We start from the raw sequence: 17522 nt of genomic DNA on the forward strand, positions 1-17522 counted from the left end.
GTTTTTAGATTTTTTTAACGTTTATTTATGAATTGGAATCTCAGTATTTGTAATCCATTTTTCAATAAGCTTTTTATTGGAAGAAATTTCTGCAATTACATAGATATCACTTTGAAAACAACTAGAAGTAAGAGCTTTTTCTATTAATACTTTGTTGTCGCAATAACTAGAGTGCAAAAAGTAAATTTCTTTGTTGCGAATGACTAGATATCCCACATGATTGCTTAATCCTACAAAATATAATCCGTCGTTGTATACTTTATTTAATTCTTCGTTGAGTGTTTCTGCAGAAATGTTTCGATATATTTTTAGTTTTGAACTAGTTTGTAATGTAATAGCTTCGTTCATGCCTCCTTCCTGAGCCATTTTATAGCGGTTTAGTTGAAAACCAACATGTTTTAACGTGGTTGATACGAAATAGCCGCACGCAATTTCTCCAGTATTTGGAATATGTGTGTGTCCATTAAAATCCCAAGGAGTTCCATACCAATGAGGAATAATATCATTTAGAAGTTTGTGGTATACATACTGTGAAGCAGAATCGATTGCTTTTTCTTTGTTTTGTTGATACTTCCGTAGAAAGTAAACACGATCAATTTGTATAGATTGTTTGATGCTATTATAATCTCCTTTTGCTGTAAAGTTTATTCCTAAATTGGTAGAATCTATCGTGTTGGAATCGGAAATAAGGGCTGTCTCTTTTTGAGTAACAGTCATTTTTACCGCGACTTTTGTACGATTTTCGGTTTTTTCCGCACAAGCGAAACATATAAAACATACAAAAAGAAGAAGTCTGTACATAAAAAGAAAACGAAAAAAAATACGCTTTGGTATTTAAGGAATTATAGGATATTTTTTATCATAATTCACTAAAAGAGAAACCACATAGCTGTAACTTAAAATTCCTTTTGATTGATTATTTGCCTTTAAAAACTGATCAAACGTATATTTAAACAAAGGTTTCAACGGATTTTTATGTGCATTCCAAAAGGCACGCACTTCATCATAATTTTTTTGAATTCCTAAATTAAGTGTTTTTTGTAAACGCTCATATTCTTTAGAATCTCTGTTGTGCACTTCTTTTAAACAATGCCAAACCATAAAGTTATATGCTCCGTATTGAAAATAAATATCTTCATTATATAAAGCAGCCATGCACCCAATAAAATTGGCTTCATTTTCAGCAGAATATCCTATTTGATGCGCCTGTTCATGACAAGCTGTAACGGGAAATTTATACACAGGAATTTTTCTATTAATCTGTGCTTCATTTGTAAAAGGATTTAAATATCCGCTAAATCCCATTATGGTTAAAAAACGACTATACAAAGAGGTTTTTAAACTTGGATGTGTAAATGTAAATTGAGGTTGTTGCTCACTTAAATTGGTATATCCTGCTTGGGTTTTGGTAAAAATTTCACTCGTTTTATAAGGAATTTCAACCTTAGTTGTGTCATTTTGAGTAATTTGAAGTTGTACAGTATTGGCTTTAGCAATGACTTTTTCTGTAAAGCTAACCAGTTCTTCGGTTGTATATTTTCTATCTAACTCTAACGATTTGTATAAAGGCAAACGATAATAATTCATGCCCCATAATAAATGAAAAGCAAAATATACAATAGTGATGACAATGTATGTATCCAGCGCTATTCGTTTCCACTCTTTGCGGAACAAGCGATAATTTTTATAGATATACCGAATAATCAAAATTCCAGCAATGGTATAAAAAATGTCGCCAATCGAAAAAGGAATCCAACCAAAAACAATCCGAAATGTTTTTGAAATGTAGGGATAAATTCCATTACTATAATATGTTTCTATAAATTCGGGATAGTAAGACAATATCTTTATCAAAATAAATTGAACAGGGAAAGATAAAGCAATTAGTAGTTTCGTCCTCTTGGTCATAAAGCAATACATTTGTTCATCATTCGGGTAAATGATACGTAGCTAATATAAAAAAAACTATGTCACAATGTAGATTGAACGTGATATTTTTGACATAAAGATGCCTATTGAAAAACCTCTCTCTAGTAAAATAGGCAATTTGGAATCAAACATTTACCTTTGTGACTCTAAAAACACAATCATAAATACTAAAGAATGAGTCAAGACATACGAACGCTAGAACCTACAAAGCTTTGGAATAATTTTGCTAATCTGAATGCAGTGCCTAGACCTTCAAAAAAAGAAGAGCGTGTTATCGCTTTTATGAAAAATTTTGGAGAAAATCTTGGGTTAGAAACTGTTGTTGATGAAATTGGAAATGTAATCATTAAAAAGCCAGCCACAGCAGGAATGGAAAATCGCAAACCAATTGTGATGCAATCACACTTGGATATGGTACATCAAAAAAATGCAGATACTGAATTCGATTTTGACAAGCAAGGAATCGATATGTTTGTGGATGGAGATTGGGTAAAAGCAAAAGGAACAACATTAGGAGCAGATAACGGACTTGGTGTTGCTACAATCATGGCGATTTTAGAAAGTGATGACATTCCTCATCCTGCGCTAGAAGCATTATTTACGATAGATGAAGAAACAGGCATGACAGGAGCAATGGGCTTAAAAGGAGGACTACTTTCAGGAGAGATTTTGTTGAATTTAGATACGGAAGAGGATGATGAAATTGGAATCGGTTGTGCTGGAGGAATAGATGTAACAGCTACACGTTCGTACCTTGTAGAAGATTTGCCAGAAAGTGTAATTGCATATTCTATAAAAATCAGTGGATTACAAGGAGGACATAGTGGTATGGATATTCATAAAGGATTTGGAAATGCCAATGTACTCATGAATCGTTTGTTATTTGATGGTTTTGAAAATTTTGGATTGCGAATTGCAGAAATTGATGGAGGAAGTCTCCGAAATGCAATTCCAAGAGAAAGTATAGCTACAGTAGTGGTAGATAAAGTGCATCAAGAAGCTTTTGAATTTGAAACGCAAACATTGATTGATGCTATAAAGAAAGAGTATGTTTCCATTGAAGAAGAATTGGAAATAAAAGTAGAGGAAACTACAATGCCAAAAGGAGTAATGGAATTAGGGGTTCAAGAAGGAATTACACGTTCGTTATACGCCGCTCATAATGGAGTATATCGCATGAGTCCAGATATTGAAGAGTTGGTAGAAACATCTAACAATATTGCACGAGTACGTATCAAAGATGGTCAAATAAAAGTAGGTTGTTTAACTCGTTCTTCAATAGAAACAGGAAAAATGGATTTAGCTACTAAATTAAGAGCAGCATTCGAACTTTCGGGCTGTGAAGTAGAGTTTTCTGGTTCGTATCCTGGTTGGGCTCCAAACATGAATGCTTCAATTTTACCAGTAATGGTAAATTTATATAAGGAATTAAATAATGGAGAAGAACCTCATGTAGCAGCTTGTCATGCAGGCTTAGAATGTGGTATTTTAGGAACTAATTATCCAGATATGGAAATGATTAGCTTTGGGCCAAATATTCGAGGAGCACACTCACCAGATGAACGTGCTAGTATTTCTTCTACCCAAAAATATTGGAAATACGTGCTGGAAATTTTAAAGAACATTCCAAAGAAATAATAAAACTAAAAAGCTCCCTTTTTGGGAGCTTTTTTTATTAACAGTTTAGCCAACTTCCGCCGCAGTCACCACAATTAGAATATGATAAATTTGTAGTGTCTGGTTGTTGAGGAGGGATTGGGTCACAGCCTTGCTGACTGATACAACCTTTATCCATTGTCACCATTGTGAGTGTAGTTGGTGCGCCTCCATGTACTAATTTAGCTTCTAAAGCAGAAATTGTTTGTTTTTTTAAACCTAACGTTTTACGTTGTTTTTTCATGAGATATGTATTTTTTGTTTCATTGCAAAGATGAAGCAGTCAATGAAACCTTAAAACAGGAAAAGAAATAAGAAAGTAACCGTGTTTTTCCTTAAGAAATTTTACAAAGCATATTCACCAGAATCTATTTAAAGAAAATTTATAAAAAAAAGGCTGTCCAATATGTTGGACAGCTTTTTTAATTTTTAACAACTTCTTAGTGTTAGTTTGATAGGTTCTTGTGGTTTGCAATCCAGATCTTTTTTGGATAAAATACACATGTTGAAAGGTTTCGTCCAACAATAAGCTGAATCTGCTCCACCTTTTACTCCGTTTTCGTTTTCAAACTTTACTAAATTGATTTTGTTCAAGTTTAATTTTTTGATTTGTTTTTTCATAAAATGATATTTTTTGTTTCAATGCAAATATCATTCAGAGTACAACATCTCAAAACAGGAAAAAATATGTAACTATCAGCGTGTTTTTCCTGAAAATAAACATATTTAACAAATATATGTTGGAGGTTGAGTTGTTGGACAGCATACAGAAGCGGCTGTAATTATAGGACAATCAATAATAATTGATTCACAATTAACCTGAACAGAGATACACGTTGGACGAATGGTAACAATCGGAATTGTGAGAGTTGTTATAGCTCCACCTTGAACTTGTTTTTCTGAAAGAGAAGAAATTTTTTGTTTTCGAAGTTGTAATGAAATCTTTTGTTTTTTCATGACATTAAATTTTGGTTATACTCAAATATCAGAAGAGGTTCTGAAATAGAAAAGAGGCGAAATACGTTATTTATTCCGTGTTTTTCCTGAAAAGAGATAAGGTTAAACAGTACTAACAATCATGATATAATACATTACAAAGATATTGATAAAAATAAAGCCCTTTCAGAGAAGGGCTTTATACTTATAAGTACATGCATTATGTTATTCAGCAATATCTACAATTTCTAAATCGAAGATTAAGTTAGAATTTGGAGGAATTGGGCCATTAGGTCTTGAGCCATACCCTAAGAATGAAGGGATAAAAACTCTTGCTTTTTCACCAACTTCCATGCGTAATACGGCTTCTTTAAAACCAGGAACTAATTGCGCGCTTGTGTTGTACACAGAAGCGAAAGGCTTGTATGCGCCACGATGATCAGCTACTTCATTATATATTTCTCCTTCTTGTGCAACTTCTTTGATATTAGTGTAAAAAAGTTTTCCGTTTTCCAAATAACCTGCGCAGGAAATATTTACACGATCAGTTGATTTTGGGGTAACACCAGAACCTTTTTTGGTTGTAATCATGACCATTCCTGTTGGTGATTCATAAAAATCATCTCCTAAATCTTTGTTCTTTTCTTTAAACTCTTTTGCAGAAAGTTTTGCTTGCTCTTTCTTCTCTTCCAATTGTTTGTCGATGATTGACTGGTGTCTTTCGGCTAATTTTGGCTCTAATTCTTCAAATACTTTCACAGCGTCAAATGCTTTGGCATCTTTTCCTTTACGGATGATGTTTACTTCTTGTAAAATCACATCTTCTTCAGGTTTGTTTCCCATACCAACTTTTACGTTCGAAATACTATCTTGAATATTGATTCCTTCTACCAATTGCCCAAAAACAGAGTGACAACTCACACCTCGTGGTTGTTCACAAGGTTTTATATTTCCATTTGCGTCAAAAGCATCCAAACTCGGATACGGAACTTCCGTAATAAAGAACTGACTTCCATTCGTGCCCAATCCACCAGAATTTGCCATCGATAATACACCTGGCTTGTCATGTAGTAAGTTTACATCAAACTCACTCATAAAGCGGAAACCAGGGTTTCCACGTCCAGTTCCTGTTTGATCACCTGTTTGAATCATAAATTTGTCCATGACTCTATGGAATATAACACCATTATAATACGGTTTTCCTTTCAATGAGTCGGCTAGTTTAGGGTGTGTTCCTTCAGCTAGAGCGACAAAGTTAGCTACAGTAACCGGAACTTCTTTGTAAAATAGCTTGGCAAGCATCGTTCCTTTGCTAGTCTTAATTTCAGCATACAATCCATTTTCTAATTTGGAGTCTTGTGCGCTTGTGCAGGAAATAAAGGTTGTTGCAATAATAGCAACAAGCATAGTCATTTTTGTAAATAATCCTTTCATGATTAATTGTCTGTTTCTAAGTTTGAGTTATCTTTTTTAATATCTAATAAAGTGATTGTTGATCGAATTGGAACATTAGTTCCTATACGTTTGTTATCGCCGTGATATCCGTATGCTATGTGAGAAGGAAAAAGAAATGTAACTGTTTCCCCTTTTTTCATTAACTGTAATCCGTAGCGTAAACCAGCAATCGTTTGTTGCTTATCTACTACATATTCTTGAATGCCTAATTCTTCTTTTTCGTAAATAGAATTCCCTTCTATTTTAGAAATTGATAAAGAATAACTAAGTGTGTCACCAGGTTGTGGTATATAGTTTTCTTGCGAAGATTTTTCGTTGTAAAAGTACCAAAAACCATTCTGAGATGCTAGGTAAGTGTTTACAGAGTCATTCGAAATATAATTTTGAATCATTGCTTCTTCTTGAGCGATTAACGCTTTGTTTCGTTCAGCAGATTCTTTTAAAAAAGTACCAGAACGAACACTTACGGGTCTTCTAGCTTCTTTCTGAGCACAGGAAATAATCCCTAAGGATAACAAACTAAAAAGAGCAATTTTTCGTAACATAAAACTAATTTAATTCTTCTTTGTAAGTTTCTAAAAGTTGTTTGAATCGTGTAACCGTTTCCTCCATTGTAGCATCACTTCTTCCGCCAGCAGCATTTGTATGTCCGCCACCATCATAATGAGCACGAGCAAATTCATTTACAGAAAAATCACCTTTAGAGCGCAATGAGATTTTTATATAAGGCTCTTGCATATTTTCAATAAAAATCACAGCAAATTTAATGCCTTTTAGTGATAATCCATAATTTACAAAACCTTCGGTATCTCCTTTTTTGAAATTGTAGAGAGAAAGTTCGTCTTTACTCAATGTAATATATACAGTACTATATTCTTCAAGTACAGTCAAATTTTTTAAAGCACATCCTAAAAGTTGTAAGCGACTCAGGTTATTGGTGTCATATATAGCATTGTGAATCATTGCATTTTTAGCTCCTTTGTCTATTAAGTTAGCAATGATTCGGTGAGTTGTACTTGTGGTGGAAGGAAAACGAAAAGAGCCTGTGTCGGTCATAATTCCTGTATACAAACACGAGGCAATTTCGCTATCAATTAATACTTCATCTCCTAAAAAGGCAATAAAATTATATACCATTTCGCAAGTAGAACTCATTTCGGTATCTGAGTACATAATTTTAGCATAAGAAGCTGGTTGTTGATGATGATCTATCATTACAAAAGTAGCTTCACTTTCGGAAACAGCAGCTTCCATGTCGCCAATTCGACTTAAATCATTAAAATCTAACGTAAAGATAACATTAGTATCTTTCAGTATTTCTGTAGCTTTTTCAGTTTCTGATTCAAACTTTATAATAGTACTTTCTCCAGGCATCCATTTTAAGAAATCAGGATAATCGTTAGGCGAAATAATTACAGCTTGATGAGCTTGCTTTTTCAAGTAATGCCAGAGAGCAAGCGTTGATCCAATAGCGTCGCCATCAGGATTTTTATGAGGAATAATAACAATATTCTTTGGTGTTTCTAGTAATTTTTGAACGCTTTCTATATCAGCTTTATTCATGAATATTATGTTTGTTTCACACTAAAAAAGGAGCTTATTTTCAACACTTCCAATTTCATAGCCGGCTAATATAGTAAAATAGAGTTGTATATAAATTGTATTTGTGTACTTTTGCACCGAAAATCGATAAGGATTTTTGTAAAATAAGAACTTATAATAAATTTATACATACCGTAATGGCTGGAAAAAGAACTTTTACCATGATTAAGCCAGATGCTGTTGAAAATGGACACATCGGAGCTATTTTAGAAAAGATTACTGCTTCAGGATTTAATATTGTTGCAATGAAATTAACTCAATTGAGCAAACGTGATGCAGAAGAATTTTATGCAATTCACAAAGAGCGTCCATTTTTTGGGGAATTGGTTGAATTTATGACAAGAGGTCCAATTGTAGCTGCAATTTTAGAAAAAGAAAATGCAGTTAGCGATTTTAGAACTTTAATTGGTGCAACGAATCCTGCGGAGGCAGCAGAAGGAACAATCAGAAATTTATATGCAACTTCTATCGGAGAAAACGCTGTACACGGTTCTGATAGTGACGAAAACGCTGCTATTGAAGGTGCTTTCCATTTTGCAGGAAGAGAAATTTTCTAAGGAAAAAATACTTTATCATACAAAAGAAGCTTCGGTCAGTTTGATTGAAGCTTTTTTGTTTTTAAAGGAGTTTAGATTGAAAACTATTTGGAGTTGTTAATTTTTACTTTTACAGTTTTTGTGTGTCACACAAATGTTAATTAGGACTCAAAATTATCTTAAGACTAAATTTTTAATTAACTCTTTTCCAAGACTTTCGTTTAACATTTTGATTATTTTTTCCTTTCCATAACTCAACTCTTCTCTGTAGGCAGCAGATGAAAGAGAAACATATAATGTATCATTTTTTAAAACCACGTTGGTAGTATACGTATTGATTCCATTTCCCATCAGTTTTTGCCACGCATCACGAGCATCAATTTTATCCAAACCATCTTCTAAATGGTGTTCGGTAACAAAATCTTTTAAAACTTCTCCTAAGCTTCTATGTTCAGTATGTCGTTGTTTCAAAATGAATTAAAGTTTAAAAATTTCATAAGATTGATGAATCTCTTTCACGATTGCTTCGGTTCTATCTACATGTGTATCACTAATAAATATTTGCCCAAAATCGTCATTATTTACCAAAGAAACAATACTAGCTACTCGTTGTTCATCTAATTTGTCGAAAATATCGTCTAATAATAATATAGGCGTTACTTTTGATACCTCTTTAATAAAGTCGAACTGGGCCAATTTTAATGCTGTTAAAAATGATTTTTGTTGTCCTTGACTTCCAAACTTTTTTATAGGATGTGACGCAATTGTAAATGAAAGATCATCTTTATGTATTCCGACACTAGTATATTGAAGAACTTTGTCTTTTGCAAAGTTTTCCTCTAATAAAAATTTAAAACCATGCTCATGTAACTGCGATTTATACACAATAGTTACAACTTCTTTTTGATTCGAAATAGCATTGTAACGTTTCATGAAGATTGGAACAAATGCCTCTAAAAATTTTTTTCGTTCGTCATAAATTTCAGAACCTATTTGTGATAACTGTTCGTTGTAAATAGACAAGGTGTCCCCATCAAAAGTAGCATTTAAGGCAAAATATTTTAACAAAGAATTGCGCTGCGAAAGCACTTTGTTATAATTGATTAAATTTTGTAAATATTTTTTATTGGATTGTGAAATTACACTGTCCATGAATTTTCGTCGTGTATCGCTACCTTCAATAATCAAGTCACGATCTGCTGGCGAAATAATGACTAAAGGCAAAAAACCAATATGTTCAGAAAGCTTATCATATGCTTTTCCATTACGTTTTACTACTTTTTTTTGTCCCTTTTTTAACGAACAAATGATGCTTTCTTCACGTTCCGTCTTTTCATATAAACCTTCAATAACAAAAAAATCCTCTCCGTGCTTAATATTTTGTGTTGCCACAGGATTAAAATAACTTTTTCCGAATGACAAGTGATAAATAGCATCTAAAACATTGGTTTTTCCAACACCATTATTTCCGACGAGGCAATTTATTTTTGGGTTAAAATCGAAAGAATTCGAATCGAAATTCTTGTAATTTATAAGTGATAATTTCTTTAGGAACATGAAAAATGAAGCGTCATTACAATAAAATTGCAAATTATTGAAAAATATCAAATAAATACGCTTTTAATTCTACTTAAAAATTTTATTTTTGCGCACATTAATATTCAATATATGGCAACTTACAAGAAAAGAGGATATAAAGTTAAGACCAAAGTAGAAAAGGAAAAAGAAGTTCCTGCTGAAGAATTGGAAAGTACAACAGCAGAAGTTTTTAATACTTTAGATGAAACCGCTTCTAAAACAGAAGAATGGGTTGCTGGGAATCAAAAATATATCTTTTTCGGAATTGGAGCAATCGCAGTTGTTCTTTTAGGCTATCTATTATATAGCAAAGTATTTGCAGCTCCTAAAGAAGCAGAAGCGGCAAACGAAGTATTTCAGGCTAATTCCTACTTCAATCAAGCTGTGAACATTAATTTAAATGAAAACATGGTTAATGGATTGGCGACTAGAGATTCATTATTTACATTGGCATTGAACGGAGGAGAAGGAAAGTTTGGTTATTTGAATATCATCTCTGAATATAAAGGAACTAGTGCAGCAAACTTAGCAAACTACAATGCAGGTATCGCATATTTGAATTTAGGAAAATATCAATTGGCAATCAAACATTTACAAGATTTTACATCTGACGATATTATTATAGGAGCAAAAGCTAAAGGTGCTATTGGAGATGCATTTGCACAATTAAATCAGCCAGAAGAAGCATTAGAATTTTACGAGAAAGCATTCAAGCACAGTCAAAATGATGCTACGACTCCTATATATTTGTTGAAAGCAGGTATTACAGCTTTAGAGTTGAAGCAAGGTTCAAAAGCTTTGGAATATTTTAATAGAATTGAAAGTGAATACGCTAGCTTTAAAAATACAGATGACGGAAAAATGCTAGATGCATATATCGGTAAAGCTCAAGTGTTGAAATAATATTTATGGCAACAGAGAATAAAAATTTATCTACATACGATAAGGCAACAATCCCAAATGCGAAGAACTTTCGATTTGGGATTGTTGTTTCTGAATGGAATGAAAACATTACAGAAGGGTTGTGTCAAGGTGCAATTGCTGCACTGAAGGAAAATGGAGTACTCGATGAGAATATTATCCGTTGGAATGTTCCTGGCAGTTATGAGTTAGTGTTTGGTGCCAAACATATGCAACAAACACAAAAGGTAGATGCAATTATCGCTATAGGAAGCGTGATTCAAGGAGAAACAAAACACTTTGATTTTGTTTGTAGTGCCACAGCACAAGGAATTAAAGATTTGAATGTACAGTCTGATATTCCTGTGATTTTTTGTGTGTTAACTGATAATACGTTGCAACAAGCAATAGATAGATCAGGAGGGAAGCATGGGAACAAAGGTATAGAGGCTGCTGTAGCTGCTATTAAAATGGCTGAATTGCGAACCTTTTAAGTAAAATTACATTGCTTACTAGTAATAAAGAAATAAAAACCGTTGTAGTGTTAACTGCAACGGTTTTACTTTTTAAATTGTTGTACGATTGATTATTTTTAGAATTTAGGAATTATTCTTCCTCATTAGATATTTCTGGAAGTTCAAAAAAACTAAATACAGAGCCGCCATAACTTTTTGAAAAGCTAAAGTTGATGACGTGTTCAAGATTGGTTTCTTTTGCGTGTTCAAGAATTAAAAAACCATCTTCTGCTAATAAATTACGTTCAAAAACAATCGTTACTATGCGTTCAAATTGCTCGTTAGTAAATGCATACGGTGGATCAGCAAAAATAATATCAGATTGTAGGTGTGTCCGTTCTAAAAACTTATAAACATCACTCTTTATTGCAGTAATGTTGAGGTTGAGCATTGCGGCAGTTTTTTTAATAAAACTTACACAGCCATAATCTCCATCTACGGAAGTGATAGTATCTGTGCCGCGAGAAGCAAATTCATAACTTATATTTCCAGTTCCAGCAAATAAATCTAATACGCTGATTTCATGAAAGTAAAAATGATTATTCAAGATGTTGAATAGTGATTCTTTTGCAAGATCAGTTGTTGGTCGAACAGGCAATTTTTTTGGGGCTGTGAGCCTTCGTCCTTTATGTGTGCCAGAAATAATTCGCATTTAAAAATTGTTTAATAAGGTGAAATCACGATGACTGGCAGTTTGGTCAATGCTTTCATGAAAATGGTAAGGCGTGCTCTTTTCAAGAAAATGTACATGACGAACATAGGTATACGTAACAGAATATAAAACATCACTTTTATCAATATCGCCTAGAAAATATAGCGGAATGGAATTTGGGTTTAGTTGTAATTGTTCTAATGTGAATAACAGGTAATAAATAAAATCTTCTGAAGAAAAATATTCAAAAGAATTATAGAATACTAGTTTTTTTTGTTGAATAATTACAATTTCAAACTGTTGTTTTTGCACATGTACATACACAATCGCTTCATCGGACTGTTGTGGTAATTGAAAGATGTTTTCAAGTAAGATAGTGGCAAAATGCTTGTATTGAAATGCGCCGTACTTTTCAAAGAAATAATTGTTAATGTTTACATAAGGAATGTACACATTTACCATGTCATTATTAGAAATTACGTCAAACGTCATATAATCGTTTGGTAAAATCTTGTTGTTGTACTTTAGATAATCAGCTAGATTTTTGTCTGAAAATAATGGTTTGGGTACAAAGCTAGAAAGCGTGTTGATATGACTTACATGTACAGCTTCAAAACGGGTGTTGAAAATAGTGTCATTAGCTTCTACCACTTCAATAATTTCTTTTTCCAACTGTAATGGATTCGTGCAATCGGCAAACTCGTAATGTTTGAGTTCGATGAGTGTGTTTTCAAGTGAATCCAATACACAAAAAGAAAGTCCATTCAGAGAAACCTGAATGGACAACTTTTGAAAATCTGAATGATTATGTTCTTTATTTTTTCTTACTTTCATCGATCTCGTAGCTTGTTGGCCAGTTTCCACTATCACTTACTTTTTCAAGTGATCCAACAAAAATTTCTTCACCATCCACTTCGTCAACAGAAACAATTCTTTTTTCTTGTCTTAGTAAGTCTTTATTTTGATCGTGCAATATAATTTCTTTCTTTACAGAAACCCTGAAAACAGGCGCTGTATATCCATTAACGATTACAGAGTCAACTTTCATGTTGAAAGTCTCGTTTTCGTTTTTAGCATACGGTACAAATTTCATTTTCTTGTAACGTGTATCATTTTTGAACAATGAATCTTTCACAGGACGGAAGCTCAATGTGTCAAGAATTACTTCTTCTTTTAATTTGTCAATTTTATAAACCTTGTCATACACGGTATAACTAGTATCTCTCTTTTCAATGATTGGGAATTTAGCGGTTTCGATGAAGTTTTCTAGAGCATCGAAATTATTAGCATATTTTCCCGTAATTGTTTTGTGAGCTAATTGCGCATCGCGGATATCTTTTAATTTTTTGATAACAGCTGTGTAACGCTTAACCTTCTCTTGCTTGAATTCTACAGGAGCCATGATAGACGTGTAGATCTTATAGCCAAAAAATACAGATGCACATAAAAATAGGATTGAAAAGATAGGTCTAACTTTTCTAGGAACTACTTTTTCAATTAAAAATAAAAGACCAATTGCTACGATAAGAGCAACAACTAAAATAATTGGCGTCTTTAATGTTTCGAACGAACCTTTTTCAACAACTTTAGCACTTTCTTGAGCAATGGTTAATGCTGGAAAAAGTAAGAAAGCCGTTACGAATGATAAAATTAAATTGAATTTTTGTTTTACGTGTTTCATCTCTATGTTAGAATAGTTTTGTTATAAGAACATCAATATACGCAAATCTACAATTTTTTTTTAATCGTAAAAGTATTTCCCCAAAAAAAGCATGTTATAATCACAAAAAAACAAATGATATAGAATCATTCGATTTACTTTTCTATTTTCGCCTTAAAATATCACAAAACCAAAGATTCTGAATGATGCAAATGGACGCTCCTACATTCTATAAATTGTTGAAAAGTAAATTCCCACATGAAGTTACTTTAAAACAAGATGTGGTTTTGCAGAAGCTTTCCGAATTTATATATGACACAGATTCTGATGCTTTATTTTTACTGAAAGGGTATGCCGGAACGGGGAAAACAACGACTATTGGAACTTTGGTAACACATCTCTGGCATACTAAAAAAAAATCGGTATTGCTTGCACCTACAGGACGTGCTGCAAAAGTGATAAGCAACTATTCCAAACGCGATGCACAAACTATTCACCGAAAAATATATTTTCCCAAAAAAGAAAAAGGTGGCGGCGTTCGTTTTGTATTACAGCCTAATAAACATCGTGATACACTATTTATAGTTGACGAGGCTTCAATGATTCCTGATGCGCCTAGTGACTCTAAATTATTTGAAAATGGTTCTTTGTTGGACGATTTGATGATGTATGTGTACTCAGGACATCGATGCAAGTTAATTTTAATTGGAGATACGGCGCAATTACCACCGGTAAAACTTGATTTGAGCCCAGCGTTAGATGAACGCACCTTAGAACTTAATTACAATAAAAATATTACCATGATTGAGCTCGACGAAGTGGTAAGGCAAGATTCAGATTCTGGAATTTTGATGAATGCTACCAACTTACGAGAGCAATTACATGAAGAGTTTTATGAGGAATATAAGTTTCAATTAGGAAACTTCCCTGACATTATACGCTTGGTTGATGGGTATGAAATACAAGAAGCAATTAGTGATTCGTATGCTGTCAACGGAAAAGAAGAAATGGCAATCATTGTTCGTTCTAATAAAAGAGCAAACATATACAATCAACAAATACGGAGTCGTATCTTGTTTAATGAGAACGAATTATCTGCTGGTGATTATTTAATGGTAGTTAAAAACAATTATTTTTGGCTGCCCGCTACTTCTGAAGCTGGATTTATAGCAAATGGTGATATTATCGAAGTTTTAGAAATATTTGCTATTAAAGAACTATATGGGTTCAAATTCGCAGAAGTAAATGTGAGAATGGTTGACTACCCCAATCAGAAACCTTTTGAAACAGTTTTGCTAATGGACACGATTCATGCAGAAACCCCCGCACTTTCCTATGAAGATGGAAATCGTTTGTATCAAGAGGTTATGAACGATTATATGAATGAAACTTCAAAATATCGCAAGTTTTTAAAGGTCAAAGCGAATAAATATTTCAACGCTTTACAAGTTAAATTTAGTTATGCTATCACGTGTCATAAATCTCAAGGAGGACAGTGGAAAACGGTTTTTATAGAGCAGCCTTATTTACCCAATGGCGTCGGAAAAGAATACATGCGTTGGTTATACACGGCAATCACTCGCGCACAGGAAAAACTATACTTGATTGGTTTTTCAGATGATTTCTTCACAGAGTAAATAAACTTCCTAAATCATTCTGATTCAGTTACCTCATATTTTTTCATTACTTTTAAAAAATCAACAACCAAAAAAATAACTAATAATATCTGTATCGCATGAATGATTTGTATTACAAACCTTCGGGTAAAACGAACCCTATTAGCATTTTGTATCTTTTAGTAGCTGTATGTATAGCAGTGCCAATTTTAGGCTTTATCTATTCGTATGCAATTCTCTATATTCCCATTATATATCTCAATTTTCTTTGTTTGGCAGGAATAGCCATTGGTTTGGGGTTTGTAGCAAATTTTGTGGTCGGTATGGGAAAAGTACGCAATAAAATGCTAGCACTTGTTTTTGGTCTCATTGTAGGAATTGCAGGATTGTATATAAGTTGGCTTGTATGGTTACATTATTATGCCAATCAATCAGCATTCGTAGAAGTATCTTTTATGGATTTAATTACACAACCTCGTATTACATGGGACTTTATTTGGGAAATCAATAAACAAGGAACATGGGGAATAGGAAGAAGTGGCGGCGCTGTTGACGGAACATTTTTAACTGTAATTTGGGTAATTGAATTGATTGCAATAATTGGTTTTCCAGTATTTTTTGCTTACTCAAAAGCAGGCGAGCCTTATCTGGAAAATGAAGATGATTGGGCAGAATCGACACCTATTGGGCCTTTTGAATTTATACAAGATACAGGACAACTTAAACAGCAATTAGAATCTAAAAATTATTCTGGCTTACTTGCAATTCCTCCTGCTGAAAATGGCGGACAAGGAGCACATGCAATTATACAAGTATATCATGGTAAGCATAAAGGACAATCAAAAGAATTTTATGCGACTGTTAAAAATATGATTGAAAAAACAGATAAAGACGGCAAGTTAACTTTTGATGAAAAACAGATTGTCAACTTTATTCATATCAGTAAAGATACTGGACAACAATTGTTTGCAAAGATTGCAACACAACCTATTGTGAATACTATTGAAGAATAGTGCGCGATCAGTGTAAAAATTGTATTTTTGAAAATATAAAACAAAAGCCTTTTGAAAATAATAGCAATGATTCCGGCACGTTATGCAGCTTCCAGATTTCCTGGAAAACTCATGCAAGACCTTCACGGAAAAACGGTCATTACACGTACGTATGAAGCAACTATAGCTACAGGACTTTTTGAAGAAGTATATGTAGTAACAGATAGTGAAATCATTCGAGAGGAAATCAGTCGTCATGGTGGAAATGTTATCATGAGTCAAAAAACACATGAATCTGGAAGTGATCGTATTGCTGAAGCTGTACAAAACGTAACGGCTGATATTGTAATCAATGTACAGGGTGATGAGCCTTTTACAGAAAAGGCAAGTCTGGAAAAAGTAATCAATGTTTTTCATGATGATCCCAATCATGAAATTGATCTTGCGTCACTGATGGTTGAAATTCACGAGTGGGACGAAATTAGCAATCCAAATACGGTAAAAGTTATTGTAGACCAACGGAATTTTGCACTGTACTTTTCCCGTTCGCCCATTCCATTCCCTAGAGATAAAAATGCTGGAGCCAAGTATTACAAACACAAAGGAATTTATGCATTTCGCAAACAAGCATTGTTAGATTTTACAGCTTTACCGATGCAAATGTTAGAAGCTACCGAAAAAATAGAATGTATTCGTTATTTAGAGTATGGAAAAAAAATCAAAATGGTAGAAACTTCCGTAGAAGGTGTTGAAATTGATACGCCAGAAGATCTTGAACGCGCTAAAAAAATATGGAAATAATGGCGTACAATCATATAAAAGTCATTGCTTTTGATGCAGATGATACGCTTTGGGTAAATGAAACCTACTTTAGAGATGTTGAGCACAAATTTGCCCAATTACTCTCGGCGTATGAAACGGAGAATACAATTGATCAAGAACTCTTTAAGATGGAAATGAAAAATCTATCCATCTATGGATATGGAATCAAAGGTTTTGTTTTATCTATGATTGAAAGTGCCATCGAACTGTCTAATGGAAAAATTTCCAATCAAGTGCTTTCCGAAATTATTGGTTTAGGAAAAGATATGATTGAAAAGCCAGTAGAATTATTAGATGGGATAGAAGAAGTATTAGAAAAATTAAGTAAAAAATACAGACTCTTGGTGTTGACCAAAGGAGATTTACTGGATCAAGAACGGAAGCTAGAAAAATCAGGTCTCAGTAAGTATTTTCATCATGTTGAAGTGATGAGTGATAAAAAAGAAAAAAATTACAAAGATTTGTTAGCACATTTAGAAATTGATGTCAACGAATTTTTAATGATTGGAAATTCGCTACGTTCGGACGTATTGCCAATCATCAATATAGGAGGAAAGGCGATTCATGTACCATTTCACACAACATGGCAACACGAAACGGTTTCTCCTCATGAAGAATCGGACGAATATGATGTCGTAAAAAACATCTCAGAAGTGTTACAATATGTGTAACG

21 protein-coding genes are annotated in these 17522 nt (G+C 33.3%); 8 read left to right on the forward strand and 13 right to left on the reverse strand.

Annotation, left to right across the window (positions count from 1 at the left end; all coding sequences use genetic code 11):
• Positions 1 to 21: 21 nt before the first annotated feature.
• The gene (locus AA088_RS06820) at positions 22 to 717 is read right to left on the reverse strand and encodes a hypothetical protein (protein WP_156168468.1); all 696 of its coding nucleotides are present in this window, start codon (positions 715 to 717) and stop codon (positions 22 to 24) included.
• A gap of 117 nt (positions 718 to 834) precedes the next feature.
• Positions 835 to 1908: a DUF3810 domain-containing protein gene (locus AA088_RS06825; RefSeq protein WP_046744235.1), complete on the reverse strand. Its 1074-nt coding sequence runs from the start codon at positions 1906 to 1908 to the stop codon at positions 835 to 837.
• Between the two features lie 195 nt (positions 1909 to 2103).
• Between AA088_RS06825 and AA088_RS06830 the strand changes: the two genes are divergently transcribed.
• Entirely contained in the window at positions 2104 to 3567 is a 1464-nt protein-coding gene (locus AA088_RS06830; RefSeq protein ID WP_046744236.1) for an aminoacyl-histidine dipeptidase, read from the forward strand.
• 37 nt (positions 3568 to 3604) lie between these two features.
• Here AA088_RS06830 and AA088_RS06835 read toward each other — a convergent pair whose 3' ends face one another.
• The 6 genes from AA088_RS06835 to AA088_RS06860 form a co-directional block, all read right to left on the reverse strand.
• Positions 3605 to 3829, reverse strand: coding sequence for a hypothetical protein (locus AA088_RS06835; protein WP_046744237.1), 225 nt, complete (start codon positions 3827 to 3829; stop codon positions 3605 to 3607).
• A gap of 185 nt (positions 3830 to 4014) precedes the next feature.
• Positions 4015 to 4206: a hypothetical protein gene (locus AA088_RS06840; protein WP_046744238.1), complete on the reverse strand. Its 192-nt coding sequence runs from the start codon at positions 4204 to 4206 to the stop codon at positions 4015 to 4017.
• Between the two features lie 105 nt (positions 4207 to 4311).
• Positions 4312 to 4542, reverse strand: a complete 231-nt coding sequence (locus AA088_RS06845) for a hypothetical protein (protein ID WP_046744239.1) — start codon at positions 4540 to 4542, stop codon at positions 4312 to 4314.
• Positions 4543 to 4746: 204 nt separating this feature from the next.
• On the reverse strand, positions 4747 to 5955 hold the full coding sequence (locus tag AA088_RS06850) for a peptidylprolyl isomerase (RefSeq protein ID WP_082106595.1): 1209 nt from the start codon (positions 5953 to 5955) through the stop codon (positions 4747 to 4749).
• A gap of 2 nt (positions 5956 to 5957) precedes the next feature.
• A complete protein-coding gene (gene gldI / locus AA088_RS06855; protein ID WP_046744240.1) occupies positions 5958 to 6521 on the reverse strand; it encodes a gliding motility-associated peptidyl-prolyl isomerase GldI in 564 nt (187 codons plus the stop codon).
• A gap of 4 nt (positions 6522 to 6525) precedes the next feature.
• A complete protein-coding gene (locus AA088_RS06860) occupies positions 6526 to 7539 on the reverse strand; it encodes a DHH family phosphoesterase (RefSeq protein WP_046744241.1) in 1014 nt (337 codons plus the stop codon).
• Positions 7540 to 7715: 176 nt separating this feature from the next.
• Between AA088_RS06860 and AA088_RS06865 the strand changes: the two genes are divergently transcribed.
• The gene (locus AA088_RS06865; protein ID WP_046744242.1) at positions 7716 to 8135 is read left to right on the forward strand and encodes a nucleoside-diphosphate kinase; all 420 of its coding nucleotides are present in this window, start codon (positions 7716 to 7718) and stop codon (positions 8133 to 8135) included.
• Positions 8136 to 8288: 153 nt separating this feature from the next.
• Here AA088_RS06865 and AA088_RS06870 read toward each other — a convergent pair whose 3' ends face one another.
• Together AA088_RS06870 and recF are read right to left on the reverse strand one after the other, a co-directional pair.
• A complete protein-coding gene (locus tag AA088_RS06870) occupies positions 8289 to 8585 on the reverse strand; it encodes a DUF721 domain-containing protein (RefSeq protein ID WP_046744243.1) in 297 nt (98 codons plus the stop codon).
• 6 nt (positions 8586 to 8591) lie between these two features.
• Positions 8592 to 9671: a DNA replication/repair protein RecF gene (gene recF, locus AA088_RS06875; protein ID WP_046744559.1), complete on the reverse strand. Its 1080-nt coding sequence runs from the start codon at positions 9669 to 9671 to the stop codon at positions 8592 to 8594.
• 111 nt (positions 9672 to 9782) lie between these two features.
• Between recF and AA088_RS06880 the strand changes: the two genes are divergently transcribed.
• On the forward strand, positions 9783 to 10595 hold the full coding sequence (locus tag AA088_RS06880) for a tetratricopeptide repeat protein (RefSeq protein ID WP_046744560.1): 813 nt from the start codon (positions 9783 to 9785) through the stop codon (positions 10593 to 10595).
• A gap of 5 nt (positions 10596 to 10600) precedes the next feature.
• The gene (gene ribH / locus AA088_RS06885) at positions 10601 to 11086 is read left to right on the forward strand and encodes a 6,7-dimethyl-8-ribityllumazine synthase (RefSeq protein WP_046744244.1); all 486 of its coding nucleotides are present in this window, start codon (positions 10601 to 10603) and stop codon (positions 11084 to 11086) included.
• A 112-nt stretch (positions 11087 to 11198) separates the two neighbouring features.
• On the opposite strand, the gene AA088_RS06890 is transcribed toward ribH, so the two are convergent.
• From AA088_RS06890 to AA088_RS06900, 3 genes are read right to left on the reverse strand one after another with little or no spacing between them, the layout of a single operon-like run.
• The gene (locus AA088_RS06890) at positions 11199 to 11759 is read right to left on the reverse strand and encodes an RsmD family RNA methyltransferase (protein WP_046744245.1); all 561 of its coding nucleotides are present in this window, start codon (positions 11757 to 11759) and stop codon (positions 11199 to 11201) included.
• Entirely contained in the window at positions 11760 to 12593 is an 834-nt protein-coding gene (locus AA088_RS06895) for a DUF3822 family protein (protein ID WP_046744246.1), read from the reverse strand.
• The gene (locus AA088_RS06900) at positions 12574 to 13440 is read right to left on the reverse strand and encodes a hypothetical protein (RefSeq protein WP_082106599.1); all 867 of its coding nucleotides are present in this window, start codon (positions 13438 to 13440) and stop codon (positions 12574 to 12576) included. The genes AA088_RS06895 and AA088_RS06900 overlap by 20 nt, the downstream gene beginning before the upstream one ends.
• 191 nt (positions 13441 to 13631) lie before the next feature.
• On the opposite strand from AA088_RS06900, the gene AA088_RS06905 reads away from it, so the two are divergent.
• The 4 genes from AA088_RS06905 (at position 13632) to AA088_RS06920 (ending at position 17520) form a co-directional block, all read left to right on the forward strand.
• Positions 13632 to 15056 carry an ATP-dependent DNA helicase gene (locus AA088_RS06905; RefSeq protein WP_046744562.1) on the forward strand — a complete coding sequence of 475 codons (1425 nt, stop codon included), beginning with the start codon at positions 13632 to 13634 and terminating at the stop codon, positions 15054 to 15056.
• A gap of 98 nt (positions 15057 to 15154) precedes the next feature.
• A complete protein-coding gene (locus AA088_RS06910) occupies positions 15155 to 16048 on the forward strand; it encodes an MATE family efflux transporter (RefSeq protein ID WP_046744247.1) in 894 nt (297 codons plus the stop codon).
• 66 nt (positions 16049 to 16114) lie between these two features.
• Positions 16115 to 16828, forward strand: coding sequence for a 3-deoxy-manno-octulosonate cytidylyltransferase (kdsB, locus tag AA088_RS06915; protein WP_174442403.1), 714 nt, complete (start codon positions 16115 to 16117; stop codon positions 16826 to 16828).
• Positions 16819 to 17520, forward strand: coding sequence for an HAD family hydrolase (locus AA088_RS06920; protein ID WP_046744249.1), 702 nt, complete (start codon positions 16819 to 16821; stop codon positions 17518 to 17520). The genes kdsB and AA088_RS06920 overlap by 10 nt, the downstream gene beginning before the upstream one ends.
• Positions 17521 to 17522 lie beyond the last annotated feature (2 nt).

The sequence above is a fragment of the Kordia zhangzhouensis genome (genome assembly GCF_001005305.1).
GTDB classification, from domain to species: Bacteria; Bacteroidota; Bacteroidia; order Flavobacteriales; family Flavobacteriaceae; genus Kordia; species Kordia zhangzhouensis.

Excerpts from the sequence above, each read along its gene's own strand:
- AA088_RS06820 (WP_156168468.1), bottom strand. The coding sequence starts at position 717 with ATGACTGTTACTCAAAAAGAGACAGCCCTTATTTCCGATTCCAACACG.
- AA088_RS06825 (WP_046744235.1), bottom strand. The coding sequence starts at position 1,908 with ATGACCAAGAGGACGAAACTACTAATTGCTTTATCTTTCCCTGTTCAA.
- AA088_RS06830 (WP_046744236.1), top strand. The coding sequence starts at position 2,104 with ATGAGTCAAGACATACGAACGCTAGAACCTACAAAGCTTTGGAATAAT.
- AA088_RS06835 (WP_046744237.1), bottom strand. The coding sequence starts at position 3,829 with ATGAAAAAACAACGTAAAACGTTAGGTTTAAAAAAACAAACAATTTCT.
- AA088_RS06840 (WP_046744238.1), bottom strand. The coding sequence starts at position 4,206 with ATGAAAAAACAAATCAAAAAATTAAACTTGAACAAAATCAATTTAGTA.
- AA088_RS06845 (WP_046744239.1), bottom strand. The coding sequence starts at position 4,542 with ATGAAAAAACAAAAGATTTCATTACAACTTCGAAAACAAAAAATTTCT.
- AA088_RS06850 (WP_082106595.1), bottom strand. The coding sequence starts at position 5,955 with ATGAAAGGATTATTTACAAAAATGACTATGCTTGTTGCTATTATTGCA.
- gldI (WP_046744240.1), bottom strand. The coding sequence starts at position 6,521 with ATGTTACGAAAAATTGCTCTTTTTAGTTTGTTATCCTTAGGGATTATT.
- AA088_RS06860 (WP_046744241.1), bottom strand. The coding sequence starts at position 7,539 with ATGAATAAAGCTGATATAGAAAGCGTTCAAAAATTACTAGAAACACCA.
- AA088_RS06865 (WP_046744242.1), top strand. The coding sequence starts at position 7,716 with ATGGCTGGAAAAAGAACTTTTACCATGATTAAGCCAGATGCTGTTGAA.
- recF (WP_046744559.1), bottom strand. The coding sequence starts at position 9,671 with ATGTTCCTAAAGAAATTATCACTTATAAATTACAAGAATTTCGATTCG.
- AA088_RS06880 (WP_046744560.1), top strand. The coding sequence starts at position 9,783 with ATGGCAACTTACAAGAAAAGAGGATATAAAGTTAAGACCAAAGTAGAA.
- ribH (WP_046744244.1), top strand. The coding sequence starts at position 10,601 with ATGGCAACAGAGAATAAAAATTTATCTACATACGATAAGGCAACAATC.
- AA088_RS06890 (WP_046744245.1), bottom strand. The coding sequence starts at position 11,759 with ATGCGAATTATTTCTGGCACACATAAAGGACGAAGGCTCACAGCCCCA.
- AA088_RS06895 (WP_046744246.1), bottom strand. The coding sequence starts at position 12,593 with ATGAAAGTAAGAAAAAATAAAGAACATAATCATTCAGATTTTCAAAAG.
- AA088_RS06900 (WP_082106599.1), bottom strand. The coding sequence starts at position 13,440 with ATGAAACACGTAAAACAAAAATTCAATTTAATTTTATCATTCGTAACG.
- AA088_RS06905 (WP_046744562.1), top strand. The coding sequence starts at position 13,632 with ATGGACGCTCCTACATTCTATAAATTGTTGAAAAGTAAATTCCCACAT.
- AA088_RS06910 (WP_046744247.1), top strand. The coding sequence starts at position 15,155 with ATGAATGATTTGTATTACAAACCTTCGGGTAAAACGAACCCTATTAGC.
- kdsB (WP_174442403.1), top strand. The coding sequence starts at position 16,115 with ATGATTCCGGCACGTTATGCAGCTTCCAGATTTCCTGGAAAACTCATG.
- AA088_RS06920 (WP_046744249.1), top strand. The coding sequence starts at position 16,819 with ATGGAAATAATGGCGTACAATCATATAAAAGTCATTGCTTTTGATGCA.